At 64.1% G+C, this 26,779-nt stretch carries 23 protein-coding genes; 10 read left to right on the forward strand and 13 right to left on the reverse strand.

Translation table 11 applies throughout. From position 1 onward, the window contains the following. Positions 1 to 6: 6 nt before the first annotated feature. Positions 7 to 939: an alpha/beta hydrolase gene (locus tag EN852_RS20950; RefSeq protein ID WP_127876733.1), complete on the reverse strand. Its 933-nt coding sequence runs from the start codon at positions 937 to 939 to the stop codon at positions 7 to 9. 195 nt (positions 940 to 1,134) lie between these two features. Between EN852_RS20950 and EN852_RS20955 the strand changes: the two genes are divergently transcribed. From EN852_RS20955 to EN852_RS20970, 4 genes are all read left to right on the forward strand, one after another. Continuing rightward, positions 1,135 to 2,142, forward strand: a complete 1,008-nt coding sequence (locus EN852_RS20955) for a ribonuclease (RefSeq protein WP_127876734.1) — start codon at positions 1,135 to 1,137, stop codon at positions 2,140 to 2,142. Between the two features lie 284 nt (positions 2,143 to 2,426). Beyond that, positions 2,427 to 4,076, forward strand: a complete 1,650-nt coding sequence (gene ettA / locus EN852_RS20960) for an energy-dependent translational throttle protein EttA (protein ID WP_127876735.1) — start codon at positions 2,427 to 2,429, stop codon at positions 4,074 to 4,076. A gap of 39 nt (positions 4,077 to 4,115) precedes the next feature. Next, entirely contained in the window at positions 4,116 to 4,883 is a 768-nt protein-coding gene (gene tam, locus EN852_RS20965) for a trans-aconitate 2-methyltransferase (RefSeq protein ID WP_127863200.1), read from the forward strand. A 203-nt stretch (positions 4,884 to 5,086) separates the two neighbouring features. After that, complete coding sequence (locus tag EN852_RS20970) at positions 5,087 to 6,208, forward strand: beta-ketoacyl-ACP synthase III (protein ID WP_127863201.1); 1,122 nt, start codon at positions 5,087 to 5,089, stop codon at positions 6,206 to 6,208. A 7-nt stretch (positions 6,209 to 6,215) separates the two neighbouring features. On the opposite strand, the gene EN852_RS20975 is transcribed toward EN852_RS20970, so the two are convergent. Further along, complete coding sequence (locus tag EN852_RS20975) at positions 6,216 to 6,914, reverse strand: isoprenylcysteine carboxylmethyltransferase family protein (protein WP_246694340.1); 699 nt, start codon at positions 6,912 to 6,914, stop codon at positions 6,216 to 6,218. 48 nt (positions 6,915 to 6,962) lie between these two features. On the opposite strand from EN852_RS20975, the gene EN852_RS20980 reads away from it, so the two are divergent. Next, complete coding sequence (locus tag EN852_RS20980; RefSeq protein ID WP_127876736.1) at positions 6,963 to 7,589, forward strand: MOSC domain-containing protein; 627 nt, start codon at positions 6,963 to 6,965, stop codon at positions 7,587 to 7,589. 46 nt (positions 7,590 to 7,635) lie between these two features. Here EN852_RS20980 and EN852_RS20985 read toward each other — a convergent pair whose 3' ends face one another. The 4 genes from EN852_RS20985 to tsaA form a co-directional block, all read right to left on the reverse strand. Beyond that, positions 7,636 to 8,478 (reverse strand): SDR family oxidoreductase, encoded by an 843-nt coding sequence (locus tag EN852_RS20985; RefSeq protein ID WP_127876737.1) that lies wholly within the window; start codon positions 8,476 to 8,478, stop codon positions 7,636 to 7,638. A 225-nt stretch (positions 8,479 to 8,703) separates the two neighbouring features. Beyond that, positions 8,704 to 9,660: a D-amino acid aminotransferase gene (locus EN852_RS20990; protein ID WP_127876738.1), complete on the reverse strand. Its 957-nt coding sequence runs from the start codon at positions 9,658 to 9,660 to the stop codon at positions 8,704 to 8,706. Positions 9,661 to 9,745: 85 nt separating this feature from the next. Then, positions 9,746 to 10,060: a DUF2293 domain-containing protein gene (locus EN852_RS20995; protein WP_127876739.1), complete on the reverse strand. Its 315-nt coding sequence runs from the start codon at positions 10,058 to 10,060 to the stop codon at positions 9,746 to 9,748. Next, positions 10,057 to 10,563: a tRNA (N6-threonylcarbamoyladenosine(37)-N6)-methyltransferase TrmO gene (tsaA, locus tag EN852_RS21000; RefSeq protein ID WP_127876740.1), complete on the reverse strand. Its 507-nt coding sequence runs from the start codon at positions 10,561 to 10,563 to the stop codon at positions 10,057 to 10,059. The genes EN852_RS20995 and tsaA overlap by 4 nt, the downstream gene beginning before the upstream one ends. Before the next feature lie 140 nt (positions 10,564 to 10,703). On the opposite strand from tsaA, the gene EN852_RS21005 reads away from it, so the two are divergent. Both EN852_RS21005 and metF read left to right on the forward strand, forming a co-directional pair. Further along, positions 10,704 to 11,711 carry a metalloregulator ArsR/SmtB family transcription factor gene (locus tag EN852_RS21005; protein ID WP_127876741.1) on the forward strand — a complete coding sequence of 336 codons (1,008 nt, stop codon included), beginning with the start codon at positions 10,704 to 10,706 and terminating at the stop codon, positions 11,709 to 11,711. Beyond that, a complete protein-coding gene (gene metF, locus EN852_RS21010) occupies positions 11,711 to 12,631 on the forward strand; it encodes a methylenetetrahydrofolate reductase [NAD(P)H] (RefSeq protein ID WP_095815674.1) in 921 nt (306 codons plus the stop codon). Before EN852_RS21005 ends, metF begins: the two co-directional genes overlap by 1 nt. 387 nt (positions 12,632 to 13,018) lie before the next feature. On the opposite strand, the gene EN852_RS21015 is transcribed toward metF, so the two are convergent. After that, a complete protein-coding gene (locus EN852_RS21015) occupies positions 13,019 to 13,939 on the reverse strand; it encodes a DMT family transporter (RefSeq protein WP_127876742.1) in 921 nt (306 codons plus the stop codon). 209 nt (positions 13,940 to 14,148) lie between these two features. Between EN852_RS21015 and EN852_RS21020 the strand changes: the two genes are divergently transcribed. Further along, positions 14,149 to 15,369 (forward strand): alanine racemase, encoded by a 1,221-nt coding sequence (locus EN852_RS21020; protein WP_127876743.1) that lies wholly within the window; start codon positions 14,149 to 14,151, stop codon positions 15,367 to 15,369. Positions 15,370 to 15,514: 145 nt separating this feature from the next. Here EN852_RS21020 and EN852_RS21025 read toward each other — a convergent pair whose 3' ends face one another. Beyond that, the gene (locus EN852_RS21025; RefSeq protein ID WP_127876744.1) at positions 15,515 to 16,246 is read right to left on the reverse strand and encodes an SDR family oxidoreductase; all 732 of its coding nucleotides are present in this window, start codon (positions 16,244 to 16,246) and stop codon (positions 15,515 to 15,517) included. A gap of 79 nt (positions 16,247 to 16,325) precedes the next feature. Between EN852_RS21025 and EN852_RS21030 the strand changes: the two genes are divergently transcribed. Then, positions 16,326 to 17,267, forward strand: a complete 942-nt coding sequence (locus tag EN852_RS21030; RefSeq protein WP_348643458.1) for a LysR family transcriptional regulator — start codon at positions 16,326 to 16,328, stop codon at positions 17,265 to 17,267. Positions 17,268 to 17,320: 53 nt separating this feature from the next. Here the strand turns inward: EN852_RS21030 and EN852_RS21035 are convergent, their stop codons facing one another. Further along, entirely contained in the window at positions 17,321 to 18,499 is a 1,179-nt protein-coding gene (locus tag EN852_RS21035) for a lytic murein transglycosylase (protein WP_127876745.1), read from the reverse strand. 181 nt (positions 18,500 to 18,680) lie between these two features. Then, a complete protein-coding gene (locus tag EN852_RS21040) occupies positions 18,681 to 19,472 on the reverse strand; it encodes a GH25 family lysozyme (protein ID WP_127876746.1) in 792 nt (263 codons plus the stop codon). Between the two features lie 234 nt (positions 19,473 to 19,706). On the opposite strand from EN852_RS21040, the gene EN852_RS21045 reads away from it, so the two are divergent. Then, positions 19,707 to 21,089, forward strand: coding sequence for a serine hydrolase (locus tag EN852_RS21045; protein WP_127876747.1), 1,383 nt, complete (start codon positions 19,707 to 19,709; stop codon positions 21,087 to 21,089). A 9-nt stretch (positions 21,090 to 21,098) separates the two neighbouring features. Here EN852_RS21045 and EN852_RS21050 read toward each other — a convergent pair whose 3' ends face one another. The 3 genes from EN852_RS21050 to EN852_RS21060 are packed head-to-tail and all read right to left on the reverse strand — an operon-like array spanning position 21,099 to position 26,735. Continuing rightward, on the reverse strand, positions 21,099 to 21,764 hold the full coding sequence (locus tag EN852_RS21050; RefSeq protein ID WP_127876748.1) for a class I SAM-dependent methyltransferase: 666 nt from the start codon (positions 21,762 to 21,764) through the stop codon (positions 21,099 to 21,101). Further along, entirely contained in the window at positions 21,761 to 23,059 is a 1,299-nt protein-coding gene (locus tag EN852_RS21055; protein ID WP_127876749.1) for a DUF3419 family protein, read from the reverse strand. Before EN852_RS21055 ends, EN852_RS21050 begins: the two co-directional genes overlap by 4 nt. Before the next feature lie 43 nt (positions 23,060 to 23,102). Continuing rightward, entirely contained in the window at positions 23,103 to 26,735 is a 3,633-nt protein-coding gene (locus EN852_RS21060) for a hydantoinase B/oxoprolinase family protein (RefSeq protein WP_127876750.1), read from the reverse strand. Positions 26,736 to 26,779: the final 44 nt, after the last annotated feature.

The raw sequence follows: 26,779 nt of genomic DNA on the forward strand, positions 1-26,779 counted from the left end.
GCCGGATCAGGGTTTCAGCACGCTGTCCGCCCAGGCGGCAAAATCGTTCATGACGGCGTCGCGGTTGATCTCGTTCAGGCTTTCATGGCGGGTTTCCGGGTAAACCTTTGAAACCAGATTCGAAAAGCCCATCGCCTGCATGCGCTTTGCGAGATGATGGACCGCCTTGCCGTAATCGGATGCGGGATCCTTCTCGCCACCGATGAGGTTGACGGGCAGGTCGCGGCGCACGGTCGCAAAACTCGAATCCTTGCCGGCGTGCTGCGCCATGTTGACCACGTCGCGCCACATCGAGATGGAGGCGTCCCAGCCGCAGAGCGGGTCGGCGACATATTTGTCGACCTCGGCGGGGTCGCGCGACAGCCAGTCGAACAGAGTGCGGTGGTTGGGCACCGCCTTGCCCCAGGCCTGGAAGGTGAGCTTTGGCAGAAGGCGCGACGGCACGTCGGAGCCCAGCCGCATCCGTTCCCAGCCGAGGATGAGCAGTGCCAATTGGCCAAGAAGCCCTTGCGAGAAATTGCCGTTCCAGATTGCGGCGGCATGGACGCGCTGCGAGTGCCGCAGCACGAAGTTCAGCGCGATCGAGGCGCCGAGCGAATGTCCAAAGGCGATCACCGGCAGTCCCGGATGCTCGGCCGCGATCAGGTCGTGCACCGCGTCGACATCGGCGATCACCTTGGCGATGCCGTCGCTGTCGGCGAACTTGCCGAGTGGCGCGTCGGGCGCCTTCGTCGCGCCATGGCCGCGATGGTCGTGGGCGTAGACGTGGAAGCCGCGCGGCGCGAGGTAATCGGCAAAGCGGGCATAGCGCGCCGCATGCTCGGCCAGGCCATGGTTGATCTGGACCACGGCGCGTGGATGTCCTGCGGCTTCTTTCACATAAAGGTTGAGCTCGGCCCCGGTCGGTGAGGCCAGCCTGGTCTTTCTGTCGAATGGCATGTCTCGCTCCCTCGGCGACTGTTGGGCGAGGGCTTTGCCGGCGTCAAGTGGGCGAGCGCGCTTGCGAACACGCCGACGAGAGCGCGCTCAGCTGGGGATTGTTCTTTCGCACGATGAAAAAGATCGCAATTCTGACACGTCGCCTGTTCTAGTGTGACGAATCCAATACGGTTCAATGATCGCCGGGAGAGCGGGATGCGGGTTTGGGCATTGTGGGGTTCGATGGTGCTGGCTCTGGCCGGCGCCGGCGCGGCTAATGCCGACGTCAAGATGAGCGGGACTTTCGTTGCCGACAGCGCCTGTCCGGCGACGCAGGCCATCAAGAGCGGCAAGAATCCCGGCAACATCTCGACCGAGACGGGCAAGAGCTATGAGCTACTCGCCGGCAACAAGGACGAGCCCACCCATTATCTCATCCAGGTGCCGGGCGCCGACCCCGAGCGGCGCTGGGTGAAGATCAGTTGCGGCCATGTCAGCGGCGGCAGCGCGGCGACGACCCCGGCGCCTGCCGGTCAGGCCAAGCCATCGTCCGCCTCCGGAAAACCCGAATATGTCTTTGCGCTGAGCTGGCAGCCGGCCTTCTGCGAGACCAAGGCAAGCAAGCCCGAATGCAAGGCGCAGAACCCCACCGAGTTCGATGCCTCGCACTTCACGCTGCACGGCCTGTGGCCGCAGCCTAACGGCAATTTCTATTGCCAGGTGCCGGCGGCCGACAAAGCCAATGACAATCCGACGCATTGGGGAGATTTGCCGCCGGTAAAGCTCGATGCGAACACGCGCGCCGAGCTCGACCAGGTGATGCCTGGCACGGCCTCCAAGCTGGAGCGGCATGAATGGATCAAGCACGGCACCTGCTACGGCAAGAGTCAGCAGGAGTATTTCTCCGACGCGCTTAACCTGATGCGGGCGGTGAACGCCTCGGCGGTGCGCGATCTCTTCACCAAGAACATCGGCAAGCAGCTGACCTCGGATCAGATCCGCAGCGCCTTCAACGCGGCCTTCGGCGCCGGCGCCGGCGACCGCGTGCGCGTGTCCTGCCTGGTCGACCCATCGAGCGGCCGGCGCCTGATCGGCGAGATCACGCTCGGCCTGTCCGGGCCGATCGGGCCCGACAGCAAGCTTGCCGATCTCTTGATGGCGTCCGCGCCGACAGGCAAGGCCGGTTGTCCGAAAGGCACGGTCGACGCGATCGGATTCCAGTAGGCTGGAGTTCTTTGGACGGCCGTTCTTCCCCGAAATCGCGGCTTGGCCGCGATTTCCCAATCTAGCATCGTTTTGAAGGCGAATGGCTAGCCGCATCTTTCGCGCGATCGCGGAGCAGCGAAAAGCTGTTGACGGACCTGGATCGACGAACTGGCGGCGCAAACCGCAGAATGCGCCCTGTTTGGCCGCCGGCGTGCCGAAAGCGATTGCCGTGCGGCGCTTCATCGCCTACATAGCGCGCAACCCCCATTCACCTTGACAACTAGTTTCCAGGGAAAGCGCGCGTGGCTCGCCAGTTCATCTATCACATGTCAGGCCTGTCGAAGGCCTACGGCACCAAGAAGGTGCTCGATAACGTTCACCTGTCCTTCTATCCGGACGCCAAGATCGGCATCCTTGGCCCCAACGGCTCGGGCAAGTCGACGATCCTGCGCATCATGGCCGGGCTCGACAAGGAGTTCCAGGGCGAGGCGTGGCTGGCCGAGGGCGCCACCGTCGGCTACCTGGCGCAGGAGCCGCAGCTCGACAACACCAAGACCGTGCGTGAAAACGTCATGGACGGCGTTGCCCGGAAGACCGCCATCATCGAGCGCTACAATGAGCTGATGATGAACTATTCCGACGAGACGGCGGACGAGTCGGCCAAGCTCCAGGACGAGATGGACCGCCTCAATCTGTGGGACCTCGAGCAGCAGGTCGAGATGGCGATGGACGCGCTGCAGTGCCCGCCGCCGGATTCCGAGGTGACCAACTTGTCGGGCGGTGAGCGCCGCCGCGTGGCGCTGTGCCGGCTGCTGCTCGAACAGCCCGACCTCCTGCTGCTCGACGAACCGACCAACCATCTCGACGCCGAAACCACGCAATGGCTGGAAAAGCACCTGCGCGACTATCCGGGCTCGGTGCTGATCATCACCCACGACCGCTACTTCCTCGACAACGTCACCGGCTGGATCCTCGAGCTCGATCGCGGCCGCGGCATCCCCTACGAGGGCAACTACACCAAATATCTCGACGCCAAGGCCAAGCGCCTGATCCAGGAAGGGCGCGAGGACGACGCGCGCCAGAAGTCGATCTGGCGCGAGCGCGAGTGGATCCAATCCTCGCCCAAGGCGCGCCAGACCAAGTCCAAGGCGCGCATCAAGGCCTATGAGGAATTGGTCGAGCAGTCTCAGAACCGCAAGCCGACCGACACGCAGATCGTCATCCCGGCGAGCGAGCGCCTCGGCAATGTCGTCATCGAGGTCGAAGGCCTCAACAAGGGCTTTGGCGACGAGCTCTTGATCGAGAACCTATCGTTCCGGCTGCCGCCGGGCGGCATCGTCGGCGTCATCGGCCCGAACGGCGCCGGCAAGACGACACTGTTCAAAATGATCACCGGCCAGGAGACGCCGGATGCCGGCACGATCCGCAAGGGCGAGACGGTGCGGCTTGGCTATGTCGACCAGAGCCGTGACGCGCTCGATCCGAACAAGACCGTGTGGGAAGAGATTTCGGGCGGCGCCGAGGTGATCAAGCTCGGCAAGCACGAGGTCAACAGCCGCGCCTACTGCTCGTCCTTCAACTTCCGCGGCGGCGACCAGCAGCAGAAAGTGGGCAACCTGTCGGGCGGCCAGCGCAACCGCGTGCATCTGGCCAAGATGCTGAAGGGCGGCGGCAATGTTCTGCTGCTCGACGAACCGACCAACGACCTCGACACCGAAACGCTGGGCGCGCTGGAAGATGCGCTCGAAGCCTATGCCGGCTGCGCCGTCATCATCAGCCACGACCGCATGTTCCTCGACCGCATGGCCACCCATATGCTGGCCTTCGAGGGCGACGCGCATGTCGAGTGGTTCGAAGGCAATTTCGAGGAATATGAGAAGGACAAGCTGCGGCGCCTCGGCGCCGAGGCGGCAACCCCGCACCGCATGACGCACAAGCGGCTGACGCGGTAACATCGGTCCGAGGGCGGCGAACAGAGCGAAGGTTCTAACATGGCTGACTGGTCCGCCGCCCAATATCTGAAGTTCGAGGACGAGCGCACGCGGCCCGCGCGCGATCTCGTGGCGCAGGTGCCGGTCGATTTTCCGCGCCGTGTCGTCGATATCGGCTGCGGTCCGGGCAACTCGACCGAGCTTCTGGTCGCGCGCTGGCCGGATGCCCGGGTCAGCGGCTTCGACACCTCGCCCGACATGATCGAGAAGGCGAGGGCGCGGCTGCCGAACGTCAATTTCGAGCTGGCGGATGCCGCCGCATGGCAGCCAGAGCATCCCGTCGACGTCATCTTCGCCAACGCCGTCTTCCAGTGGCTGCCGGAACACCCGGCGGTGTTCCAGCGGCTAATGGGGCTTCTGGCGCCGGGCGGCGCCCTGGCCATCCAGATGCCCGACAATTTGGGCGAGCCCTCGCACCAACTGATGCGCGAGACGGCGGCCGAAGTGCCGTTCGCGGCCAAGCTCAAGGGCGCCGCGCGCGGGCCGCTGCCGCCGGTGTCGTTCTACTACGATCTGTTGTCGCCGCTCGCCGACCGGCTCGACATCTGGCACACGATTTACAATCATCCGCTGGCCGACGCCGAAGCGATCGTCGAATGGGTCAAGTCGACAGGGCTGAAGCCCTTCCTCGATCCGCTCGACCCGGATGAGAAGAAGCTGTTCCTCGACAGCTATACCGCCAAGATCGCCAAGGCCTATCCGAAGACGGCGAATGGCAAGGTGCTGCTGCGCTTCCCGCGGATTTTCATCGTCGCCAAACGCGCCTGAGCAAATTCCGGCTATCGCGTTTCGCCGCGATGCCAGCGAGGGTTGTCGATTTAAGCTGGCATAAACCGGCCAAATGCGACAAGGGTTGCGCCAGGCCATTTCCGCGCCCACATCAGGCCCGTTACGCCGGGGCATTTGTTCAACGCAATTCCGAACGGAAAACCGGTTCTCACTTTTCCTGGAATGCTCTAGACGGATCGGACATGCATCGCGTCATCATCAGCGGCATCGGCGCCGAAATCCCTGAACCCGTCATCACCAATGAAGAGCTGGTCGCCAGCTTCAACAGCTGGGTTGACACCGAGAATGCGCGCCGCGCCAACACCGGCGAAACGCTTTTGCAAAAATCGGACAGCGACTTCATCGTGCATGCCTCGGGGGTGAAGAGCCGCCATGTCATCGAGCGCGAGGGCATTCTCGACCCGACCCGCATGACGCCGCGCATTCCGGCGCGGCCGGACGACGCGCTGTCGCTGGAGGCTGAGTTCGGCATTGCCTCGGCCAGGAAAGCGCTTGCCCATGCCGGGGTCGACGGGTCGGACATCGATCTGGTCATCTGCTCGGCCTCGCATCACCAGCGGCCCTATCCGGCCATCGCCATCGAGATGCAGGAAGCGCTCGGCACCAAGGGCGCCGGCTTCGACATGGGGTTGGGCTGCTCTTCGGCCGCAGCCGCGCTGCATGTCGCCGTCAACCTGGTGAGGGCAGGGGCGCACAAGCGCGTCCTGGTGTCGACGCCGGAAATCATCACCGGCCATCTCAACTTCCGCGACCGGCAGACGCATTTCATCTTCGGCGACGCCTCGGTCGCCATGGTCGTCGAGGGGCTGGCGCAGGGCGAAAAGCGGCCGGGGCGTTTCGAGGTGCTCGACACGCGCACCTGGACGCAGATGTCGAACAACATCCGCACCAATCTCGGCTATCACACGCGCACCGCCCAGGACGATCCCTACATGATCAACCTGGAAGGCAATCTCATCAAGCAGGTCGGCAACAAGGTGTTCAAGGAAGTCACCGTCGCCGGCCAAAAGTTCATCGTCGAGTTCCTGGCCGAGCATGGGCTGACGCCGCAGGGGATCCGCCGGTTCTGGCTGCATCAGGCCAATGCGCGCATGAATGCGATGATCCTGAAATTGTCCTTCGGCCACGATGTCGATCACGATCGCGCGCCGATGGTGCTGGAGCGGCTCGGCAACACGGCCGGCGCCGGCGCGATCGTGGCGCTGTCGGAGAACCATGCCGACATGAAGGCCGGCGATTTCGGCCTGATCTGCGCCTTCGGCGCCGGCTATTCGATTGGTGGCGCCTTGCTGAGAATGCTGTAGCCGGCCTTCACGCTGGCGCGAACGGCACCAGCATCGGCACGCGCCTGGCGTAATCGTCGTAGGCTGGGCCGAGCTCGCCGCGCAGGAAGGTTTCTTCCAGCCTCGCCTTGACGACAACGCCGACAAGCAGCAGCGCCGCGCCGGCAACGCCCCAGACCGTGCCCTTGACCGCCATGGTGGCGAGTATCGACAGCAGCAGGCCGCTGTAGATCGGGTGGCGGACGAGGCTATAAGGGCCGGTATCGACCACGCGATGATCGGCCTTGGCGGTGACGTTGGCCGACCACAGCCGGCCAAGATGCAGCCGCGCCCACCAGGCGAAGGCGATGCCGATCGCGATCAAGGCAACGCAGATCCAGGCCTCGGCGAGCGTCGGCGTCCAGAGCCTCAGCCGGCCGGCATAGCCGTGCGCCGGCACGAACATCAGCACGGTGCCGGCCAGCCAAAGGACGCGATAGCGCGCCTCCGACTTGAGATCGGCGCGCTTTTGCGCCGGATCCGCCCAGGCAGCGGCAAGCACCCAGGATACCACCCAGAACAGCCAAAGCGCCGCGATTGCGTGTCCAACCTGCATGATCGAACCTTCCCGGTTGCGCGCGCAGTCGTCTATGCCGCCGGCGCGGCAGCATTGCGGTTCGCAGAGGTTGGCGAAAGCGATTTGCGGTAAGAAGATCGTGATCGCCATCAAGCGGCGTGATCGGATCATCAGCGCTTTCGACTGGACCGCATTCTCCGGCACCTTTAGACCAACGGCATGCAGGAAACGAACCTCGAACTTTTTCCCGTGGCGGAACCGGCGGTGGAAATCGTGCCGGGCCGCAAGCTGACGGCCAAGGCGGCGGCGCTCTATGCAGCCCCGCACGATCATTTCGAGACGAGGGCGGTCGATGAACTGCGGCTTGGCTTCGATGGCATCGCCGGCGACTTCCATGGCGGGACGACGCGGCATTCAGGCGGGCGCGAGCCCTGGTATCCGCGCGGCACCGAGATGCGCAACGAGCGGCAATTGTCGCTTGTCGCAGCGGACGAGCTCACCATTGTCGCGCAGCGCATGGGCCTCGCGGAAATCAGGCCGGAATGGATCGGCGCCAATCTGGTGATCGATGGCGTGCCGCATCTTTCGATGCTGCCGGCCGGCTCGCTGATGTTCTTCAAGGGTGGCGCGACGCTCAAGGTCGACGGCCAGAACAAGCCCTGCCGCTTTGCCGGACAGTCGATCGCCGAGCACGTCGGCGCCGCGGATCCCGACGCCACCGCGCTGCTCTTCCCGAAGGAGGCGAAACGGCTACGCGGCCTGGTCGCGTGGGTCGAAAAGCCGGGCACGATCACCGTCGGCGAAGAGATTTCCGTGCGGGTGCCGGAGCAGTGGATCTATCGGTGACGGGAGGCCATGCCGCGCAAGGCGACATGGCCGAGTGTTTTTGGGATTAGGCTGCCTTACGGTTCTTGTTGGCGCCTTGCGCCATGACCGAAACATCATCCCACTTTTCCCAGGTGGCGATGCGATTGGCGTATTCCTGCTTGATCATCGGCAGGCCGGCGTCGCCGAAGAAGACCCGGAGCGGCGGCTCGGCGGCATCGACGATCGCCAGCATTGCCGGGCCGGTCGCTTGCGGATCGCCGGCGACCGAGCGGCTGCGGCGCTCCGCCATCGCGGCGCGGACCGGCTCATAGACGTCCAACGGCTTGGAGACCTTGGCCGACGGTCCAGCCCAGTCCGTGGAGAAACCGCCCGGCTCGACCAGGGTCACGTGAATACCGAACTGCGCGACTTCCAGGCTGAGCGACTGGCTGAAGGCTTCCAGCGCCCATTTCGAGGCGTGGTAGAGGCCGATGGAGGCAAAGGCGTTGACGCCGCCGATCGACGAGATCTGGATGATGTGGCCGGAGCGCTGCGCCCGCATGATGGGAAGCGCCGCCTGCGTCACCCAAAGCGCGCCGAAGACGTTGGTCTCGATCTGGTCGCGCGCCTCCTGCTCGGTGACCTCCTCGATCGCGCCGAAATGGCCGTAGCCGGCGTTGTTGATAACGACGTCGAGCCGGCCGAAGCGCTTGTGCGCCTCGGCGATCGCGGCGTCGACCGCCTTTTTGTCGGTCACGTCGAGCTTCAAGGCGGCGATGTTGTCGCCATATTTCTCGACGAGATCGGCAAGCGTCCCGGCGTCACGGGCAGTGGCGGCGACGCGATCGCCGCGAGCGAGCGCGGCCTCGGCCCAGACGCGGCCGAAGCCCTTCGACGATCCGGTGATGAACCAAACCTTATCAGTCATGATCTGTGATCCTTGCCCTTGGAGCGGTGCGGCGCCTCTCAGGATCGCCGGGCACTCCAAGTGTTTGTTTTGCGCAATTCCGGACGGAAAACGGCTATGCGCTTTTCCTGGGATTGCCTTACGGGCGATGTATTCCGGATATAAGCGGAGGTTACTCCGCTTGCTGAATGTACGGCGCTTTCGGCGATTTTCCAGAGGCGCCGCCGGATTTATTTGGCTGGCACGTCAGGGGTAGCGCACCGCGCTCGACCAGGCCGGGTCCTCATGCCTCTTCCAATAAAGCGCCATCAGCCGCTCGGTGATCGGACCGACCTTGCCGTCGGCGACAGGCGCGCCATCGATCGTCGTTACCGGCATGACGCCGCCGGCGGTCGAGGTGATGAAGACCTCGTCCGCCTTTTTCAGCGCGGCCACGCTGACTTCGGTCGCGACCGCCGAAAGGCCAGCCTCGGCGCACAGGTCAAACACGGTGCGGCGCGTGATCCCGGGCAGCACGCCGACGGCGGGCGTCGACAGCTTGCCGTCCTTGACGCAGAAGACGTTGAAGCCCGGGCCTTCGGCGACATTGCCGTTGAAGTCGAGGATCAGCGCGGTGTCGGCGTCACGGTCATAGGCATCGTAGAGGCCGCGCACGAGGTCCAGCCAGTGGTAGTTCTTGATCGAGGGATCGATCGAGGCCGGCGGGATGCGCACCTTGTCGCTGATCGCGACATGAAGGCCGCTCCGCAACTGTTCGGCATTGGCAACCGAGCCGAAGGGAACAGCGAACGCCATAAATCGGTTGATCGCTTGGCGCGGGTCGCGGCTGAAGCTCGGCGAGGCGCCGCGCGTGCACAGCATCTCGACGTAAGCCGCGCGGTGGCCGGAGAGCGCGACGCAATTGTGGAGAATCTCGGCAACGCCGTCGCGATCGAACGGGATCGTCATGCGCAGCTTCTCCAGCCCGCCGAAGAAGCGGTTGAGATGGAGGTCGAGGCGGAAGAAGCGGCCGTCCCAGACATGGACCGTGTCGTAGGTGGCGTCCGAATGCAGAAAGCCCCAGTCCAGCACCGAGATTTTGGCCTGGGACATCGGCAGATATTGCCCGTCGAGGAAGGCCACGCCCTCGGGATAGGCGTGAGGGTCGAGATGGCGATCGGAGAGAAGGGGGAATTTGGCTGGCGTGGCGGCGGCCTGGCTCATTTCATTCCTCCTCGTGAGTTGCGGCGAGGCAGGCTAGCGTCCGGTTGCGGATGCAGTAGAGCCAGGCAGGCAGCGCTGCTTGGCCTCATTCGTCCTCGTCGTCTTCCTCCAGCAGCCTTGTGGCGCGCCAGCGGGTGAGCACCATATTGGTCTTCTCGATGACGAAGAAACGCGCCGAGTCGCGGTCGTAGCCTTCGGCGAGCAGCTTTTCATAGTCGGTATGGGCGTGACGGACATGGGCGATCGTTGCCAACCATACCGCGATCGTCGGCGGCAGAGTCTTCATATGCACCGAACCGGCATCGGCGCGGATCTTTTCCATGTCGGCGTAAGGAGCGAGCGGCAAGAGCGCGGTCAGCGCCTTGGCAATGGCGCGGCGGCGGCCGGTGGAGGCGCTCATTTCTCGTCGCGCCCGGCGATGGTTGCCTCGGGGAAGGCGTCGGTCGAAGCGTAGTAGGGCTTGATGTCGATGACCGGCGTGGCGTCGAGCACGTCGATGGCGTCGATCTCGATCCGGCCGGCCTCGATGTCGAGCGCGACGAGCTTCGCCACATGCAGGCCGACAGGGTTCGGCCGGGCAGGGGAGCGCAACGAGAAAACGCCTTTCGATTCAGCCGCATGGCGCGGTTTCTGCACGATCAGATTGCGCGGCGCGTGATGCAGCCAGGACAGGATGACGACGTGGCTGGCGCGGTCGAGGTTGTGCAGCCCCGGGCGGTAGGGTTCGTCGATCAGGACGGTTGCGGCCCGCCCTGATTCGCGGGCGGCTCTCATATTCTTGGGGCAGTCTTCCCGCCTCGTCCAAGGCGAAACAATGCGGCCGATAAAGACGACATGGCCGTCTGGCCGCAGTTGCGCCGGATCGGCTGCAAGAAGCGTTTCACCGTCGCGCGTCTCGAACATACTCTTCACTCCGCGCAAGAACCGTCTGCCAGATGCGGATCACGGCTGCGCCATTTTCTTGTCCGGAAGCGACATAGCGCTTGCCAGGGTTTCAAAATCGACATAAACATATCTTTATATCTTTCAACGAGAGCCCGCTCATGCATGTCTCGCTCGACACAATGGTAGATACATTGAAGGCGGCGGCCGAATCCAGCCGGCTGCGCATCCTTGTGCTGCTTTCGCGGGGCGATCTCACTGTCTCCGACCTCACCGAGATCCTTGGACAGTCGCAGCCGCGCGTCTCGCGCCATCTGAAGCTGCTGCTCGATGCTGGGCTGATTGGTCGCTACCAGGAAGGGTCCTGGGCCTTCTTCCGGCTGACCGATACGGATAATTCGCGCGATTTCGTGCAGCGTCTCGTCTCAGGCATCAGCGAAGGCGACCCGCAGGTGGTGCGCGATCTGGAGCGGCTGGCGGCCGTGAAGCGCAAGAGGCAGGACCGGGCTGCCGAATATTTCTCCGAGAACGCCGCGAGCTGGGATCATATCCGCTCGCTGCATGCGCCGGACCGCGCGGTGGAAGCCGCACTCATCAAGCTTGTCGGCAAACGGCCGTTCCAGTCGATGCTCGATCTCGGCACCGGCACCGGCCGGCTGCTCGAAATCTTCGCGCCGCTCTACCGGCGCGGCGTCGGCATCGACATGTCGCGCGAGATGCTGACGGTCGCGCGCGCCAATCTCGACAAGGCTGGTATCGCCAATGCGCAGGTGCGCCAGGGCGACATTTTCTCACCGCCGGTCGAGCGCAACGCCTTCGATCTCGTCACCATCCACCAGGTGCTGCACTATCTCGACGACCCCGCCCGCGCCATCGCCGAAGCAGCGCGGCTGCTGCGCCCATCGGGCCGGCTGATCGTCGTCGACTTCGCGCCGCATAATCTCGAATTCCTGCGCGACCAGCACGCCCATATGCGGCTCGGCTTTTCCGACCGGCAGATGTCGGACTGGTTCGCGGAGGCCGGGCTCGACCTGGAGGACAGCCAGGAGTTCGAGCCGCGCGGCGGCAACGAGGCAAGGCTTACCGTAAAACTCTGGCTCGGCCGCGACCGCCGCCTGCAGATCGCCGATCCGTCCAACGATTCCTTGCCAGTGAGGGAAACAGCCTGATGAACCAGTTCCGCTTTTCCCGCCGCCCCGACATCGGCGACAAGGTCCGGGTTTCGTTCGAATTCTTCCCGCCGAAGAATGACGAGATGGAAGCAAGGCTCTGGGACACGGTCACCCGGTTGGAGCCGCTCAAGCCGAAATTCGTCTCGGTGACCTATGGCGCCGGCGGCTCGACCCGCGAGCGTACGGCGCGCACGGTCAAGCGCATCCTCAACGAGACGACGCTGACGCCGGCGGCGCATATGACCTGCGTCGACGCGGCGCGCGACCAGGTCGACGCCGTCATCCGGGAATTCGTCGACTTCGGCGTCACCCGTTTCGTCGCGCTGCGCGGCGATCCGGCCGCGGGCGTCGGAACCGCTTATCGCCCGCATCCGGACGGCTACGCCAACGGCGCCGAACTGGTCGGCGCGCTGAAGAGCGTCGGCGATTTCGACATCTCCGTCTCGGCCTATCCGGAAAAGCATCCGGAGAGCCCGGATTTCGCCACCGACATCGACATGCTGAAGCGCAAGGTCGACAATGGCGCGACGCGGGCGATCACCCAGTTCTTCTTCGACAACGACCTTTATGAGCGCTATGTCGAGCGGGCGCGCCGCGCCGGCATCTACATCCCGATCGTGCCCGGCATCCTGCCGGTGCATAATTTCACCCAGGTCGCGAATTTCTCGTCGCGCTGCGGGGCGCTGGTGCCGGCCTGGCTGGCCGAGCGTTTCGAAGGGTTGGAGAACGACCCGCAGACGCATGCGCTGGTGGCCTCGGCCGTGGCGGCCGAGCAGGTGCTCGACCTCGTCGAGCGCGGCGTCGGCGACTTCCATTTCTACACGATGAACCGCGCCGACCTCGTCTTCGCCATCTGCCACATGATCGGCATCCGCTCGCATGAGGCGGAGGCGGCGGCTGGGTCGGCCGCGGCATGAGGCAGGCTGCGGGGGAGGTCAGGCTGTAATGGAAAAGGCCGGGTAGAAACCCGGCCTTTTCGAACTCTTGGACTATCCTCGGTGCTGGTCTTCCCGGCTTTGGCGGGTCAGGGAAGAACGCCTATGATAAGGGCACCGATGAATGCGAATGCGGCACAAATCATCAAAGCGTTGATTGGCCTCGTCAGTCCCATGCCATAGCCTCCTCTTCAGAGCTATGGCAGGAGTCTAGGGTCATTTGGGCCACAGGCAAGCGGAAAACGTGCTGCATTGCGACATGATTTTGGAATTTGCGACTTCGAATTTGCCGTTAGCCGTTGAAACTCTTCGGCAAAAGGCGCCTCCGCGGTTGTGAATAAATTGTGGCGGCGGTGTGGCATGACACCGCTACCATCGGCCGAACAGCCGTCCGTCGATGGTGATCAAGCCGAGTCCGATCAGCGCCATGCCACAGATTTCGAACAGCGCAAGCCGCTCGCCAAGGAAGAGAAAGCCGAGCAGAACCGCGCTGACCGGCACGACCAGGGTGACCAGCGAGGCATTGGTGGCGCCGGCCGAGGCGACGAGGTTGAAATACAGGATATAGGCGAAGGCGGTGGACAGCAGCGCCAGTCCCAGCACCGCGGCCCAGACCGGCGGCGAGGCCGAGAACAAGCCCGTCGGCCCATAGGCAATGAGCACGATGGGGATCATGATGATGGTCGAGGCGGTCAGTTGCCCGGTGGCAATCACCGGCGAGGGCACGCCCTTGAAGCGGCGCGCGATCATCAAGGCGATTGCATAGGACACCGAGGCGCCGATCAGCGCGAACTTGGCCCAGACCGGCCCGCCCAGCCCGGCAAGCAGGCCCGGGCCGATCATCACCGCGGTGCCGGCTACGCCAAGCGCGATGCCGGCCAGCTTGTTCCAGGACAGCTTCTCGTCGGTTGTGAGCGCATTGGCGAGCACCAGCGTCCAGAACGGCGTCGTGGCGTTGAGCACCGAGGCGACGCCGGCGCCGAGCTCAGTCTGGCCGGCGAAGATCAGCGAGAAGGGCACGACATTGTTGGTGAGCGCCAGCAGGAAGAACAGGCCGGCATGCGGGAAGGCGAGACGAAAGGATGGGCCGCGGATCGCCAGATAGAGCTGGAGTGCTGCCGCTGCGATGGCGACGCGGAACAGCACCAGCGCCAGAGGATGGATCTCGGCCACGGCAATGCGGGCAAAGAAGAACGAGCCGCCCCAGATCGCGCCGAGCAGGAGAAGCTGCGCCCAATCCTTGAGCGTCATCGGTCCGCGCGTTGGCGCGGCGGCGGCCGTAATCGACATGTCTTTCCTCCCCAGGCTGATCGCAATCTCAGCCTTCACACCTCACCAACCGATAATGCGTTCGCAGGCAAGGGCCACCCGAAACCTGACTGGTGGTTTAGCGTTGGCAAAATGTGCAGCCGGCCGCTCCGGGTCGCCAGACACAGAACTGTTTTCTTTGGCGGCTAGCTAGGATTAATTGTGCGCGCTCCAGACCTGAGGATTCGTCCATGCAGCGATTCGAAAATGCCCGTGACGCGGCACTGGCGCTTCGTCCCGACGATCCGGTCTACTGCTTTCGCCCGCAGGTGCTGAAGGCGGATGCGCTGCAGTTCGTGGGCATGTTTCCCGGCAAGACCGCCTATGCGGTGAAGACCAATGGCGAGCAGATCGTGCTGAAGACGCTGGTGGAAGCCGGCGTCAGCACCTTCGATGTCGCTTCGCCCGGCGAGTTCGCTGCCGTTCGGGCAGTCTCGGCGGATGCCGAGATGCTCTACATGCATCCGGTCAAGGCACAGTCCGACATCAAGCTGGCGCTGGAGAAATACGGCATCCGGGTGATCTCGCTCGACCATGAGGACGAGATCACCAAGCTGACGCGCGTGGTGCGGGCGCTCGATATCGACCCGGGCGCAATCACCGTCTTCGTGCGCATCCAGACCAAGGGCCACGCCGCTTACGAATTGTCGAAGAAATTCGGGGCGGGGCCGGCCAACGCGGTCGAGCTTGCCGAGCGCCTCAACCGCACCGGCTACAAGGTGGGGCTCTGCTTCCATGTCGGCAGCCAGATCGAGGATCCCGACACCTATGAGCGGGCGCTCGCTTCGGCCGACTGGGTGCGCAACCGCCTGACCTTCGACATCGCCGGGCTCGATGTCGGCGGCGGCTTCCCCGCTGAATACGGCCACGATCCGAACCGCAAGCTGGTCGAGATGCCGTCGCTCGGCCAGCTGATGTCGCGGCTTGCCGGCGACCTGAAGGAGTACCAGTTCGACCAGATGCCGCTGGTGGCGGAGCCCGGCCGGGTGATCGTGGCGCGCTGCCTCTCGCTGATCGTGCGGGTGCTGCTGCGCAAGGGCAAGCGGCTCTACATCAATGATGGCATCTGGGCGTCGCTGTCGGATTCATGGACAGGCAAGATCACCCTGCCGGCGCGCTTCATCCCCGATCCGGCGATCCGCACGCGCAACGGCGACGAGAGAAACATCGTGCCGTTCAAGGTCTGCGGCGCGACCTGCGATTCCGTCGACATCCTGTCGCGCCCGTTCTGGCTGCCGGAAACGGTCGACACCGGCGACTGGATCGAGATCGGCCATATTGGCGCCTACTCGCTGTCGCTGAGAACCCGCTTTAACGGCTTCTTCCCGGACACATTCGTGGAGGTGACGACGCCGTTCGACGAAGGCGACGCGCCGCAGGGGTTCGCGAGTTTGGAGACGATGGCGGATTAGGCAGTAAGCAGTAGGAGGTAGAAAGAAGAGAGCGTGAATTATCCCTATCCCTTTTGAATATCGCCTCGGTATTTTTCTACTGCCTACTGCCTACTGCCTACTGCCTACTGCCTACTGCCTACTGCCTACTGCCTACTGCCTATCCTTACGCCACTCCACCGCCGGCCTGGATGTTTTCGCCGGTCAGCCAGCGCGCTTCATCGCTGGCCAGGAAGACGGCGACATCGGCAACGTCGCGCGGGGCACCGATCCGGCCGAACGGCGACATGCCGGCGGCCACGGCGCGATCGCGCTCCGGCAACAGATCGGTATCGGTGAAGCCTGGCGACAGCGCGTTCACGGTGACGCCGCGCGGTCCCAACTCGCGCGAGAGCACGCGCACGAACTGTTCGACGGCGCCCTTGCTGCCGAGATAGAGCGCCGTCTGGGTGAAGAACATCTTGGTGCCGCCGGTCGAGACGGCGATGATGCGGCCACCGTCGCGGACACGTTTGGCCGCCTCTTGAAGCGTGAAGAAAGTTCCTTTGGCATTGGTGCCGAAGACCAGGTCGAAATCGGCCTCGGTCGCTTCAATGAGCGGCTTGATGACGGCGACGCCGACATTGGCGACCACGATGTCGATCTTGCCCAGCCGGCGCTCGGTCTCGTCGAAGAGGCGGCGAACATCGGCGAGAACGGAAATGTCGGCTTGTATGGCAACCGCCTTGCCGCCTTTGTCGGTGATGCCGGCCACCACCTCATCCGCCGCCTTGTTGTTGCCGACATAGTTGACGACGACGGCCGCGCCCTTGGCTGCGAGTCCTTCGGCGATGGCGCGGCCAATGCCGCGCGAGCTGCCGGTTACAATTGCGGTTTTGCCTTGCAGTGATTGAGACATGATCGATTTCCTTCACCTTCGCCGGTTGTCCGTAGCGTGGCCGTTGGGTGAGAAATAGCGACCTGCAATCGATTGGATGATGACCTACTATCTGACTGGTCTATTAATCGCAGGATACACAATGCGCGGCTCTGAATTCGCTGAGTTGAAGGCATTTTCGGCAATCGTCGAAGAGGGCAGCTTCGTTAGCGCCGCCGCGCGGCTGCGGGTGTCGCCGCCCGCACTCAGCCAGACGATCCGTCGGTTGGAGGCGCGTCTCGGCGCCAGGTTGCTCAATCGCACCACGCGCAGCGTCTCGCCAACCGCAGCCGGCGAAACCCTGTTTGCCCGACTCGCGCTGGTGTTCGGCGAGCTGGAGGGCGCCCTTGCTGAAGTCCAGGCCGGGCGCGATCAGCCTGCGGGCGCGCTCCGTATCAATGTCCCGCGCGTCGCGGCGATGCGGTTTGTCGCACCAATCCTTGGCGATTTCCAGGTCGCTTATCCCGATATCGCTCTGACGGTCATCGTCGACGACGTGCTGACCGATATCGTCGAAGGTCGATTCGATGCCGGTATCCGGCTCGGCGAACGGCTGGAACAGGACATGGTCGCGGTCAAACTCAGCGACGAACTGCAAATGGCAGCGGTCGCCGCTCCGGCCTATCTCGAAGGCCGTTCAATTCCACGCCACCCGCAGGATTTGCACCAGCATCGCTGCATCAATTTCCAATGGCCGGGCGGTGGTAATATATACCGGTGGGAGTTCTCTCGGGGCAGGCGCTCGCTGGAAATCGCCGTCCAGGGCAGCCTTGTTGTGAACGACACGGAACTGATGCTCAACGCGGCGCTCGGGGGAGCGGGCGTGGCCTACATGATCGACTATCAAGTCCAGCCATGGATCGAGCAAGGCCGGTTAGTCCGATTTCTCGAAACGTGGTCGCCGAGCTTTCCGGGTTTTTATCTTTATCATCCAAGCCGGCGGCATGTGCCGCCAGCGTTGCGCGCATTCATAGATTTCGTACTGAGGAAGAGTAGGGAGTAGGGAGCGTTGTCTCCGACACGCCCTCACTACTCACTACTGGCTATTCGCTCTTCTTACAGCTTGGCCAACAGCTCCGGCGTCGGCCAGCCATCCACGGGCAGGCCTAACCGCATCTGCTCCTTGCGGATCGCTTCGCGCGTGTTGGTGCCCAGGATGCCGTCCACCGTGCCGACATCGTAGCCCTTGGCCTCGAGCTTGGTCTGAAGCGCCTTCATCTGTTCGCCGCTCAGGCCCTGCTCGGGCGTGCGCGGGTCGAATTGCGGCGCGCCGGCAAACCGCGTCGCCATGACCGCCGCGGTCAGCGCATAGGTGAAGGACTGGTTCCATTCCAGATAGACGTCGAAATTGTCGTAGGTGAGGAAGGCCGGACCCTTGCGACCCATCGGCAGCGCCAGGCCGGCTTTCAGGCCATTGTCGATGAGCGGGTTGCCGTTGGGTTCGGTGACGCCCCACTCAGCCCACTGCGACAGCGGCAGCTTGTTGGCGCGGCCGGTCTGGTCCCATGGCATTTCGTCGGGGACGCGCACTTCCTGGACCCAGGGCTGGTCGCGCTTCCAGCCGCGCGACTGGATCTTACTGGCCGTGGTCATGATGACATCCGGCACGCTGTTCCTGAGGTCGACTTTGCCGTCGCCGTCGCCGTCGACGCCGTGCGCCAGATAATCGGTCGGCAGGATCTGCGTCTGGCCGATCTCGCCGGCCCACGCGCCCTTGACGTCGGCCGGCAGCACGCCGCTATCGATCAGCGTCAGCAGCGGCACCAATTGCTGCCGGAAGAGCTGCGGGCGGCGGCAATCATGCGAAAGCGTGACCAGCGCATTCAGCGTATGGAAGTCGCCCTGCACGGCGCCGAAGTCTGTCTCCAGCCCCCAGAAGGCGGCGATGATGGCCGGCTGGACACCGAATTCCTGGTCGGCGCGGGCAAAGACGTCGGCATATTTCTTGAGATTGGCCGCGCCCTGCTTCAGGCGGTAGGCCGAGATCATCCGGTTGGAGAATTCGGTGAACGTCTGGGTGAAGACGCCCTGGGCGCGGTCGCGCGCCAGCGCCCGTTCGTCAATCGTGGCGTCCTCCAGCGCGTCGAGCCCGGTTGCGCCTACGCCGGCCGCTTTGGCTTCGGCCGCCACGCCTTGTTTCCAGGCCTCGAAGTCGCCGCCGCATTCCTGCGCCGCGGCGGGCAATGCAAACACGCCGACAAACAGCGCCGCCAGGATTTCAACGCGCAATCGCATCGCTTCCCTTTCGAGACCGGCGCATGGCTCCATCGTGACCCCGGACCGGGCTCGGACAGGCGCATGCGAGGATTTCAAAGCTCAGGAGACTCAGGCACTCGCACGAGTGCGCCGCTCCAGATTACCAGCGGTTGCATGTTTCGCCGCCCGCCGTGTCGAAAAGCAGGCGGGAGGGCCGATGTCAACGGGTGTTCTGCCGCAGCCACTTCTTCCAGGCGGCTTCGGAGCCGTTGAAGACGTTGATGTCGGACTTGCCGGTCATGCCGGGCACAATGCCGGTGCCGGTGTACTGCCAGAAGGTGAAGGGATGGCTGCCGTATTTCTCACGCGGGTGGCCTGCGACCGAGCGCAGCCAGTACGGATAGCCGCGGAAGGTCGCCAGTTGGTTGTCGTCGAAGAAGTCGAGCGAGGTGTAGATGATCGGCTTCTTGCCGTAATAGCGCTCGACCATTTGGAGGAAGACGGTCATTTCGCTGCGCACGGTGGCCGGATCGGGGCGCAGCCTGCAGGTCGGCGATTTGGGGTTCCATTCCATGTCGAGCACCGGCGGCATGGCCGACGGGTCTCTCGGGACATTGGCGATGAACCAGCGCGCCTGGGCCTCGGCCGGCGTGCAGAAATAGAAGAAATGATAGGCGGCGCGCGGAATTCCGGCAGCCTTCGTGCGCGTCCAGTGCTCGTTGAAATAGTCGTCGAAGCGGTCGCCGCCTTCCGTCGCCTTGATGAAGGCGAAGGAGATGCCGCTGGCCCTGGCCGCGGGCCAGTCGACCGAGGTCTGGTATTTGGAGACATCCGTGCCGTGGATGGCGTAGTTCCACGGCGCGCCGCTGTCCCATTCGTGCGGCTTGGAATCCTCGAATTTGGGCGCGCGCACGGCAACCGTCTGCGACGATGGCGACAACGGCGAAAGATCGTCGACGGTCGAGCAGGCGCCCAGCAGCGTCAGCATCAGGATGGCCGCAAGACGGCGCATGATATTCCCCGAGCCGGGTTCAGCCGGCCGCTGATGGGTCCTTTACCGATGGTGGTCGCTAATCTGCGCCCCCCTGCCGGATGGATCGCCCCACGAGATCATCCGTCTCCATCGTTGATCGCCGAACATGGTTGATAATCCATTGACGATGCTCGACAACACCGATGATTTTGCGGGAGCAATGGCGGCAAATCGATGACATAAATCGAGCCGGCGAATCCAAAGGCGGAAAAGATGCGGGCTGTGGTGAAGTTCATCAAGTGGCTGCTTGGCCTCGTGATCCTGGCGGTGGTCGCGCTCTTCGCCTGGCTCTATTTCGCGCCGCCGGAACTGATCCGGGTCGGCTCCGGCTATTCGGCCAAGATCGTCTGCTCGAACGTCTTCATTGCCGGCCGCGACGCCAACCAGGTTCTGGCCGTCGATGTGCAGGCGCCCGGCCATCCGCTGCTCAGGCTGATGAAAGTCTCCGTCGACAAGGAAAGGGGACTGGTCTCCGCCGGCCTGCTGTGGGTGCTGGGCAAGAGCGTCGCGGTGGAACGCGACGGCGTCGGCTGCGCCTCGGTTCCCGACGGCGACACCGGCAGGGCGCGGCAGACCTCGCTGCGTGGGGCGGCCTCCAGGCCGGCTCAGGCGGACGCGCTCTGGCCCGATGGCGAGCGCGTGGATGCCTCGCAAAATCCCGAGGTCGCGAAAATCGTCGACGATGCCGCGATGGCTGGCACCGGCATGCGCGCCATCGTGGTGGTGAAGAACGGCCGCGTCGTCGCGGAGCGTTATGGCGACGGCTTTTCGGCGAAGACGCCGCTGCTCGGCTGGTCGATGACCAAGACGGTGAATGCCGCGATCGTCGGCACGCTGGTCAAGGACGGCAAGATCGCCATCGACAACAAGGGTCTATTCAAGGCGTGGAAGGCCGATGGCCGGGCCGCCATAAGCCTTGGCGACATGATGGCGATGTCGAGCGGGCTGGCGTTCAACGAGGATTATGGCGATGTCGCCGACGTCACGCGCATGCTCTATCTCGAGCCGGATATGGCTGGTTTCGCCGCGGCCCAATCGCTGACCGGCGAGGTGGGAAAAGTGTTTTCCTATTCGAGCGGCACGGCGGTGATGCTGTCGCGGCTGTGGCAGGATGCGATCGGCGACAAGGCCAAGGCGCTGGCCTGGCCGCGCACCGCGCTGTTCGAGCCGCTCGGCATGCATAGCGCGGTGCTCGAAACCGACGAGCAGGGCACCTTCGTCGGCTCGTCCTATCTCTATGCAACGGCGCATGACTGGGCACGCTTCGGCCAGTTCCTGGTGCAGGGCGGCGTCTGGAACGGCAACCAGATCCTGCCCACCGGTTTCGTCGACTGGATGCGCGAGCCTGCGCCGGCCTCGAAGGTCTACGGCAGGGGTCAGCTATGGATCGAGGGACCAGGCGATGAGGAAAAGCCCGGCGCGGGCGCCGCCGCCGGCCTGCCCAAGGACACAGTTTGGATGGAGGGCCATGACGGCCAGACGGTGGCGATCATTCCCTCGGAGCAGCTGGTGGTGGTGCGGCTTGGACTGACGCCGGCCAAGCTCGGCTATCGTCCGCAAGCGATGGTCGGCGCGCTGGTCAAGGCGCTGCATTAGTAGCGCTTGCTATTTGGAAGATCCGATCACGCCGAGATATGCATAGCCGCGATAAAGCGTTCTGAACCGGAAGGTCGTGCCGGCGCGCTGCGATTCCGATTCCAGCACATCGCGCAGCGAGGCGCGCGGCGAAACATGGAATTTGCGCAGCCAGCCGCGCAGGAGGGATCGGAACCAGCGCGGCAGGCCTTCCTGCTGGCCGAAATCGACGACATGCAGCGAGCCGCCAGGGGCGAGCGCGGCAAGCGCGGCCGATACGGTCTTTTCCCAGCCGGGGATCATCGACAGCGAATAGGACACGAAGACGCGGTCGAAGCGTTCGATGCCGAAGAGAGCCTTGGCGTCGAAATCGGTGGCGTCGCCGCGTGCGAGGTTGACCTTGCCGGACAGGCCTTCGCGAGCGATAGCCGCGCCCGCCGTCTCCAACATCTCGGCCGAGATGTCGAGACCGAAGAAGCGAGCGTTGGGATAGCGGCGGGCGGCCAGAACGATGTTGCGGCCAGTGCCGCAGCCGAGCTCCAGCACGGTGCCGCCTTGCGGCACGTCCAACCCGTCGATCAGGCGGTCGCGGCCGAGCAAAAAGTATTTGCGGGTCAGGTCGTAGATGTGGCGCTGCCAGCGGTAGACGCCGTCCATCAGTTCGGCATGGCTGACCGGCAGCTCCGTCGCGCTCATGCGGCGCGCTTCACATAAAGGTGGAAGCCGCCATAGATCGCGGAGCGGTCCCTGGCCGAAAATTCGCGTGAGGCGTCGCTCTCATAGGTCCACTGGTCGAGCAGCGAACTGGAAACGCGGCCGGGCAACAGGCTTGGTTCGGCTGCGGTGCGGAAGATGACGCGAGCACCCACGGAAGCCGTGCGGGTGATCTCGGTCCAGAGCGCGTTGAGCAGGTCGTCGGTCATCCAGTCCTGCGCGTCGAGCAGTACGAAGCGGTCGACGGTGCCCGCGTCCTTGGCGGCCAGGAACTTGATCAGGTTGGCGTGATGGATGGCGACGCGGTCGATGTTGTCGCGGATCGTCTTGTAATTGCGCTGTTCGAGATAGGCCGGCAGCGCCGCCTCGCCGGGTTGCGGATAGCGACGGGCGAAGGCCTGCCAGGCGAAATAATTGTTCTTGAGCGGGAAGTCGCAGGCGAGCTTTTCCAGCCGTGCCTTCAAGACGCTCGCCATCGAGCCGTCGCCGGAGGTGATCAGCGAATCGTACTGCGCCGGCGGGATGCCGAGGCCGAACAGCGAAGCCTTGCGCGACGTCGCCCAGCGCAGCAGCTTCTTGTCGAAGACCGGCGCCAGTTCTTCGTTGAAGAAGCGGCGCTGCTCGCCGATATTCTCGGCCTTCATGATGCCGGCCGGGTCGACGCCAAACAGCTTGCCGACGCGATGACCCATGGCGATGAAGAGGCCGAGCAGGCCGGTCTGGTAGAAGTTGCGGTCGAAGACCGAGATGCGGCGGCGGCCGCGCCAATTGCGGCGCTCCCAATAATGGCGGCTGACCGGATCGAGATGCGGCGCGATGAAGCGATCATAGGCATCCGAATTGTGGCTGGTGTCGGCGGCGCCGAAGAAGCGGAAAAGGTCACCCTGCGACGGCAGGTGGCGCACGGCTTCCAGCTTCATGCGGTTCAGCGCGATATGCGCGGCGTTGAGATCGACGGCGTCGATCCTGGCCGGTGAGCGGGTCAGGTAGGCCAGAATGTTGCAGCCGCCCGAGGCGATTGTGACGACGCGGTGACCGGCGCCCAGCTGCATGGCCTCCATGTCGACATCCGGGTCTTCCCAGATCTGCGGATAGACCAAGCCAGAGAACAGGAAGGCGAAGAGCCGCTCGGAAATGCCGTCCTTCGACAATGCGCGGTTCTGGTAGACGGCCTTTCCGACTTCCTTGCCTCGACGGTAAACGAGTTCTCCGGATACGTCCGACATGGAAAGGTGATTCCCCGTTTGCGTTGGCGCAAGCGGGTAGCGCAGCGTCATGACAGGCAGGTGACAGCCTGTTGACGGCAGGTTGACGTGAATTTCACACTTTTCCGAACCCACCGGGCGTCGGCGTGGTGACGATGACGGCTTCGCCGGCATCAAGCGTGGTCTGGTCGCAGGCCTTCAACACATCGACCGAGCCGTCATTGCGCCTGACCTTGGTCGAGCCGGCCTCGCCATCGCCGCCGCCGTCGAGACCCTGGGGCGGCCGGCTTCGATGCGAGGACAGGATCGCGCATTCCATCTTCTCGAGAAAACGGATGGTGCGCCTAGTGCCGTCGCCGGCGTTCCACTTGCCCTTGCCGCCGGAGCCCTCGCGGATGTGGAAGTCTTCCAGCACGACGGGGAAGCGCAGTTCCAGCACCTCGGGGTCGGTGAGGCGCGAATTGGTCATGTGGGTGTGCACGCCGGAGGTGCCGGCAAAGCCGCGGCCCGAATTCATCCGGCCGGCCGGCGAGCCGGAGCAGATCGTCTCGTAATACTGGTATTTCCTGTTGCCGAAGGTGAGGTTGTTCATCGTGCCTTGCGCATTGGCCATGGCGCGCATCGCGCCGAACAGCGCATTGGTGACATGCTGCGAGGTCTCGACATTACCGGCGACGACAGCGGCAGGGTAGGCGGGCTTCAGCATCGAGCCGTCGGGGATGACGATGTTGATCGGCCTGAGGCAGCCGGCATTCATAGGGATCATGTCCTCGACCATGACGCGGAAAGCGTAGAGCACGGCGGCGCGGGCGACCGGCTCCGGCGCGTTGAAATTGTTCTTCATGACAGGCGAGGTGCCGGTGAAATCGACGGTCGCCTCGCGCTTTTTCCGGTCGACGGTGATCTTCACCCTGATCACCTGACCGGTGTCGGTGGGATATTCGTACGCCGCGCTGTCGGGAAGCCGCTCTATCACGCGGCGCACGCTCTCGGCGGCGTTGTCCTGGACATGGCCCATATAGGCCTCGACGACATCGAGGCCGAAATGCGCGACCATCTTGCGCAGTTCCGCCACGCCCTTTTCGTTGGCGGCGATCTGCGCCTTGAGGTCGGCGATGTTCTGAGTTGGGTTGCGCGCGGGGTAGGGATGGTCGGTAAGCAGCGTCTCCAGCTCCTTCTCGCGGAAGCGTCCGCGATCGACGATGCGGAAATTGTCGAACAGCACGCCTTCCTCATCGACCGTTGTCGCAAGCGGCGTCATCGAGCCGGGCGCGGTGCCGCCGACATCGGCGTGATGGCCGCGCGAGGCCGCCCAGAACAGGATCTCATTCAGCGCATCGTCAAAGACAGGCGTCACCACCGTGATGTCGGGCAGATGCGTACCGCCATTGTAGGGCGCGTTGAGCGCGAAGACGTCGCCCGGATGGATATCGCCGGAATTCAGGCGGATGATGGTTTCGACGGAACGGTCCATCGAGCCCAGATGCACCGGCATATGCGGCGCGTTGGCGACCAGCGCGCCATGGCGGTCGAACACGGCGCAGGAGAAATCGAGCCGTTCCTTGATGTTCACCGAATAGGCGGTGTTCTGCAGCGTCACGCCCATCTGCTCGGCGATCGACATGAAGAGGTTGTTGAAGACCTCCAGCATCACCGGATCGGCCTCGGTGCCGAGTGCAGCGGCACGCGCTTTCCGTTCCGTGCGGCGGATCACGACGTGGTCGAGACTGGTGATTTCGGCGCGCCAGCCCGGCTCGACGACGATGGTCTGGTTCGGCTCGATGATCAGCGCGGGGCCGGCGACCGTGTTGGATGGGCGCAGGTTTTCACGGCGGTAGACGCCGGCCTCGTGCCAGCGGCCTTCGGTATAGATGCGCCGGCTTTCCGAAGGCTTGGGCTCTACTCCTGCCAGCCCGGTAGGGGCGGAGGCTTCAGCCCTGTCCTGTCGAGCGGCTTCCATGCCTTCAACGGCGACGGTTTCGACGACGATCGGCTTGTCGTCATAGACGAATCCGAACTGCGCCTTGTGCGCGGCCTCGAAATCGCTTCTGGCGCGGAGGATCGAGCCATGCTCGAAATTCACCGGCAGCGCCGTGTCGGTGCCGTCATAGCGGATGTGCAGGAAAGGCCTCGTTGAAACGACGTCCTCGGCAATGCCCTGCTCGCCGAGTTCGGCGATGACGTCGCTGCGCAGGGCCACGATGAGAGTCTCGATCGCCGCGCGCGATTCCTCGGCGAGCGGCTGCAGCAGGCCCTGCTGGCGCGAGGCGAAGACCGACGAGAGGCCGATGCCGTAAGCGGAAAGCAGGCCGGAAAAGGGGTGGATGAGCACGGCTTCCATGCCCAGCGCATCGGCAACCAGGCAGGCATGCTGGCCGCCGGCGCCGCCGAAGCAATTCAAGAGATATTCCGTGACGTCGTAGCCGCGCTGCACCGAGATCTTCTTGATGGCGTTGGCCATGTTCTCGACGGCGATGGTCACAAAGCCCTCGGCGACCGCCTCGGGCGAGCGGCCGTCGCCGATCTGAGCGGCAAGTGCTGCGAATTTCTCGCGAACCATGCCGGCGTCGAGCAGCTGGTCCTGGCCGGCGCCGAAAATCGCCGGGAAGAAATCGGGCTGCAATTTGCCGAGCATGACATTGGCGTCGGTGACGGCGAGCGGCCCGCCGCGCCGGTAGGCGGCCGGGCCGGGATTGGCGCCGGCGGAATCCGGGCCGACGCGGAAGCGGCCGGCTTCATAATGCAGGATCGAGCCACCGCCGGCGGCGACGGTGTGGATGCGCATCATCGGCGCGCGAATGCGCACGCCGGCGACCTCGGTTTCGAAGGCGCGCTCATAGTCGCCGTCGTAATGGGCAACGTCGGTCGAGGTGCCGCCCATATCGAAGCCGATGACCTTGTCGAAGCCGGCGAGCTTCGCCGTCTCGACCATGCCGACGACGCCGCCGGCCGGACCGGAAAGCAGCGCGTCCTTGCCCTGGAACATGTCGGCGGCGGTCAGGCCGCCCGAGGACATCATGAACATCAGGCGCGGCCCGGCGCCCAGCTCTCCCGCCACACGTTGCACATAGCGCGACAGGATCGGCGACAGATAAGCGTCCACCACTGTGGTATCGCCGCGGCCGACCAGTTTGATGAGCGGCGAGACCTCGTGGGAGACCGAAATCTGGCTGAAGCCGATCTTGCGGCAGACTTTTGCCACGGCTTTTTCGTGATCGGGGTATTTCCAGGCATGCATGAAGACGATGGCGACCGCTTCGATACCGTCGGCCTTTGCCTGTTCGATCGCCGGGCGGCAGGCGGCGATGTCGAGCAGACGTTCGACGCCGCCGTCGGCGCGCACGCGTTCATCGACTTCGATCACACGCTCATAGAGTTGCTCGGGCAGGATGATCTCCTTGGCGAAGATGTCTGGCCTCGCCTGATAGGCGATGCGCAATGCGTCGCGAAAACCCTTGCTGATCAGCAGCAGCACGCGGTCGCCCTTGCGCTCGAGCAGCGCATTGGTGGCAACGGTCGTGCCCATCTTGACGTCGCCGATCGCGTCGGCGGAAATGGCATCGCCGGCTTTCAAACCCAACAGGTCGCGGATGCCCTGGATGGCAGCGTCCGCATAAGCCTCGGGATTCTCGGACAAGAGTTTTCGAGGGTGCAGCCGGCCTTGCGGATCACGGCCGATGATGTCGGTGAAGGTGCCGCCGCGGTCGATCCAAAAATCCCATTTCTGTGTTTCCGCGGCTACCGGCATTCTGCTTATCCACTGTGTCTTCGAGCGCATGTTCTGTTAGTTCG

Source organism: Mesorhizobium sp. M2E.F.Ca.ET.209.01.1.1 (genome assembly GCF_004010375.2).
Lineage (GTDB): Bacteria > Pseudomonadota > Alphaproteobacteria > Rhizobiales > Rhizobiaceae > Mesorhizobium.

What these genes read in the sequence shown, in the direction of transcription:
- metF (WP_095815674.1), top strand. Translation starts at nt 11,711, where the DNA reads ATGAACCAGTTCCGCTTTTCCCGCCGCCCCGACATCGGCGACAAGGTC.
- EN852_RS21005 (WP_127876741.1), top strand. Translation starts at nt 10,704, where the DNA reads ATGCATGTCTCGCTCGACACAATGGTAGATACATTGAAGGCGGCGGCC.
- EN852_RS20955 (WP_127876734.1), top strand. Translation starts at nt 1,135, where the DNA reads ATGCGGGTTTGGGCATTGTGGGGTTCGATGGTGCTGGCTCTGGCCGGC.
- tsaA (WP_127876740.1), bottom strand. Translation starts at nt 10,563, where the DNA reads ATGTTCGAGACGCGCGACGGTGAAACGCTTCTTGCAGCCGATCCGGCG.
- EN852_RS20995 (WP_127876739.1), bottom strand. Translation starts at nt 10,060, where the DNA reads ATGAGCGCCTCCACCGGCCGCCGCCGCGCCATTGCCAAGGCGCTGACC.
- EN852_RS21030 (WP_348643458.1), top strand. Translation starts at nt 16,326, where the DNA reads ATGACCTACTATCTGACTGGTCTATTAATCGCAGGATACACAATGCGC.
- EN852_RS20980 (WP_127876736.1), top strand. Translation starts at nt 6,963, where the DNA reads ATGCAGGAAACGAACCTCGAACTTTTTCCCGTGGCGGAACCGGCGGTG.
- EN852_RS21015 (WP_127876742.1), bottom strand. Translation starts at nt 13,939, where the DNA reads ATGTCGATTACGGCCGCCGCCGCGCCAACGCGCGGACCGATGACGCTC.
- tam (WP_127863200.1), top strand. Translation starts at nt 4,116, where the DNA reads ATGGCTGACTGGTCCGCCGCCCAATATCTGAAGTTCGAGGACGAGCGC.
- EN852_RS21060 (WP_127876750.1), bottom strand. Translation starts at nt 26,735, where the DNA reads ATGCCGGTAGCCGCGGAAACACAGAAATGGGATTTTTGGATCGACCGC.
- EN852_RS21020 (WP_127876743.1), top strand. Translation starts at nt 14,149, where the DNA reads ATGCAGCGATTCGAAAATGCCCGTGACGCGGCACTGGCGCTTCGTCCC.
- EN852_RS21035 (WP_127876745.1), bottom strand. Translation starts at nt 18,499, where the DNA reads ATGCGATTGCGCGTTGAAATCCTGGCGGCGCTGTTTGTCGGCGTGTTT.
- EN852_RS21025 (WP_127876744.1), bottom strand. Translation starts at nt 16,246, where the DNA reads ATGTCTCAATCACTGCAAGGCAAAACCGCAATTGTAACCGGCAGCTCG.
- EN852_RS21055 (WP_127876749.1), bottom strand. Translation starts at nt 23,059, where the DNA reads ATGACGCTGCGCTACCCGCTTGCGCCAACGCAAACGGGGAATCACCTT.
- EN852_RS21040 (WP_127876746.1), bottom strand. Translation starts at nt 19,472, where the DNA reads ATGCGCCGTCTTGCGGCCATCCTGATGCTGACGCTGCTGGGCGCCTGC.
- EN852_RS21045 (WP_127876747.1), top strand. Translation starts at nt 19,707, where the DNA reads ATGCGGGCTGTGGTGAAGTTCATCAAGTGGCTGCTTGGCCTCGTGATC.
- EN852_RS20950 (WP_127876733.1), bottom strand. Translation starts at nt 939, where the DNA reads ATGCCATTCGACAGAAAGACCAGGCTGGCCTCACCGACCGGGGCCGAG.
- EN852_RS20990 (WP_127876738.1), bottom strand. Translation starts at nt 9,660, where the DNA reads ATGAGCCAGGCCGCCGCCACGCCAGCCAAATTCCCCCTTCTCTCCGAT.
- EN852_RS20970 (WP_127863201.1), top strand. Translation starts at nt 5,087, where the DNA reads ATGCATCGCGTCATCATCAGCGGCATCGGCGCCGAAATCCCTGAACCC.
- EN852_RS21050 (WP_127876748.1), bottom strand. Translation starts at nt 21,764, where the DNA reads ATGAGCGCGACGGAGCTGCCGGTCAGCCATGCCGAACTGATGGACGGC.
- EN852_RS20975 (WP_246694340.1), bottom strand. Translation starts at nt 6,914, where the DNA reads ATGATCCGATCACGCCGCTTGATGGCGATCACGATCTTCTTACCGCAA.
- EN852_RS20985 (WP_127876737.1), bottom strand. Translation starts at nt 8,478, where the DNA reads ATGACTGATAAGGTTTGGTTCATCACCGGATCGTCGAAGGGCTTCGGC.